Consider the following 2588-nt stretch of genomic DNA (forward strand, 5'->3'; position numbering starts at 1 on the left):
CCTCGAGGGCGCAGCACATTCAGAACTGCCAGGGTCAGACCGACGATCTTATCGCCCAGATAGCTCAGCATGGGATCGACTTCCGCGAACGTCGGAGGGGAGGGCGTGTGTCGGTCTGCGGGCCGGTCCCGGCAGGATGTAGTCTACGTCAGCTCGATCACGCCGAGGCGGTCGGTGACCTGGACCGGCACGCGCCTGTCCGCCGGAAGGTTCGCGACGGTGACCGATCCGTCGTCATCGAAGCGATGCAGCCTGACTTGCCGCGGCTGGCGCGACAGACGGATCTCGGCGGGACGCGCGGGCGCATCCGGAAGCGGGATCCGGTTGCGCCGATCCCAGCCGTCGAGGCCGAGCCAGATCGGAATGAGCGTCGCCCCGTCCTGTCGTGCGAACCGTGCGAAGACGAGATCGGGCACTGCAGCGGACAATGTGACGTCGCGATCGGCCGCAACGGCGGCGACCGTGCCGGCATTCGCTCCGAACAGTCGGACGAGGCTGCGAACCGCCCGGAAGGCGGGGGTCGGCCGGCCGTCGTGAGCGAGGAGGCCGAAATGGCTTTCGGGGTCGGCGTCGCCGCGATCGAAGCTGGCGATCAGCTCGTAGAGGTAGGTGCGGCGTACCCCCTGCAGATAGCTCCAGAGCAGCATCCGCGGAAGGTACCGGGCCCGGAGACCGGCCGAGATCGGCAGATGGGCGCCGCCGGTGGCAAGCGCCGTGTGGTAACCATTCTCGGTGGCCAACACCGGAGCATCGCCGAAGACCGGACGGGATGCCGCCATGAAGCGGGCGAGGCTGCCGGCGCCATCGGTTTCCGGGGGCTCCGCGCCGGGATAGGCGTGGATGTTCGCGAAATCGATCACGGCCGCAAGATTCTGCGCCGCTGCGACGTTGCCCTGGATGTAGCTCGGCCCGGCGACCCGGACGGTTCCGGCCCGGGCATCCGCCCGCACGGCGCGGAACAGGGCGGCTTGGTGCGCGGCCGACTGCCCCGCCAAACCGGGCCGCGTCGCCACCGGGGGCTCGTTGCCGCCCTCCGCCACGACAAGTCCCGCGCCAGCCCAGCCTGCGATCTCGGCGAAGCGCTCCGGCGCTACCCGCGGCCCCGGCGTGAGCCCGTCATAGAAGATCAGGCTGAAGCGGTAGCCCCGGCCGGCCAGATCCGCGATCCGTTCGAATTGTCCAGCCGGCTCGTCGCCGGTGAGCACGATATCGTCGCGCAGATGGCGGACGCCGAGATCGTCGAGGGCTTCGATGCAGGCCGCGAAGCGCTCGACATACGGGCTGCCACGATGGCCGAGATGCACGTTCACGCCGATGGAATCGATCAGCGCCTCGCACCGATGCAGCGGCTCCGCCGCCGTGGCACGCCCTGCCGCGAAGGTACCTGCCGCGAAGGCGCCCGTCGCGAGGGATCCCGCTGCCAGGGCGAGCGCCGAACGGCGCGTGAGCCGTGTCATGTCCGGCCCGCCAGGGTGAGGACACGGCAGGGCTTTGCGGAAACCGCCGTGCCGGAGCGCGTCGCCTTCGACCGTTGCACCGCCTGCAGAAGGTCGTGCAGAGCCTCGGCGAGCCGGGCCTGGGCCTCACGGGATCCGAAATTGTGGTCCACGCCCGGAACGACCGTCACGGGCGCGCCGAGGCGGCGGTCCGCCTTCCCGGGCGAGCGTCCCAGGTGGCGGCGGAGCGCCGCAAGACCGGGATCGCCGGCGCTGTAGAGCAGTCGGATCTCTGCACCCCGGCGGCGAAGGGCCGCGATCCGCCGGGCGGGTGATCCGCCGGGCGGGCCGGGGCGTATGGCCCGGCGCATCCGGCGGAACGCGGCATCGATCCCGCGCCGGGCCAGCACCGCGGCGATCGCGCCGATCCGAATCTCGCCGCGGATCAGCCGGCGCCACGTCGCGCCCCGCTTGAGCAGGGCCGCGTAGGTGGAGGCGCTCCCGAAGGTTTGCCGGATGACCTGGTCAAGGTCCTCATCCGGATCCCAGTCGAAACAGTAGAGGTTGAGCAGGAGGGCCCCGTCCACCCGGCTGTCCCGGCAGAGGGCGTGCAAGGCCGCGTAGGCGCCGCTGCAGCCGCCGACGAGCAGGATCGGGCCGCCCGTGCCGGCGATCTCGTCGACGGCCGAGATCACATCGGCGAATCCGTCCGCCGCGAAGAGCGGCTTGCGGCCGTCCGCTCGATCGGCGCTGTCGCCGATGCCCCGCTGATCGAACCGAAACGAGCCGATTCCGTCGGCGGCGAGACGCCGGGCGAGATCGGTGGTCTGGCGTCCCCATCCGGAATGCACGCTCATGCCGGTGGAGACGAACACGATCGTGGGTGCATTCGCGTCGGCCCGGTCCGGGCGGCACCGGATGCCGAACAGGCCCCGGGCGAACCGCACCGGCTCCTCCTCCCAGCCCGACCCGGTCAGATGCGGCGAAGCCAGGGCGCCGACGGCCGTTCCGCTGCGCGTCAGGCCGCTGTCTCCCGCGCCCGCGGTCGCGAAGGCGATGACGCGCGCGAAATCCGCCGCCGGGACATCGGAGAAGATCGGGTCGCAGAGGAGTGCGGCGAGACCCGGGACTCTAGAGGTCCCCCGGGACCGA

General features: G+C 71.3%; 2 protein-coding genes. Both read right to left on the bottom strand.

Going from position 1 to position 2588, the window contains the following annotated elements:
* Window positions 1-143: 143 nt before the first annotated feature.
* Window positions 144-1457, bottom strand: a complete 1314-nt coding sequence (locus I53_RS22355) for a hypothetical protein (protein ID WP_043354838.1) — start codon at window positions 1455-1457, stop codon at window positions 144-146.
* Window positions 1454-2588: alpha/beta fold hydrolase (locus tag I53_RS22360; RefSeq protein ID WP_043354840.1), on the bottom strand; the 1135-nt coding region annotated here is incomplete at its 5' end. The genes I53_RS22355 and I53_RS22360, both read right to left, overlap by 4 nt.

The sequence above is a fragment of the Methylobacterium sp. B1 genome (assembly GCF_000333255.1).
GTDB classification, from domain to species: Bacteria; Pseudomonadota; Alphaproteobacteria; order Rhizobiales; family Beijerinckiaceae; genus Methylobacterium; species Methylobacterium fujisawaense.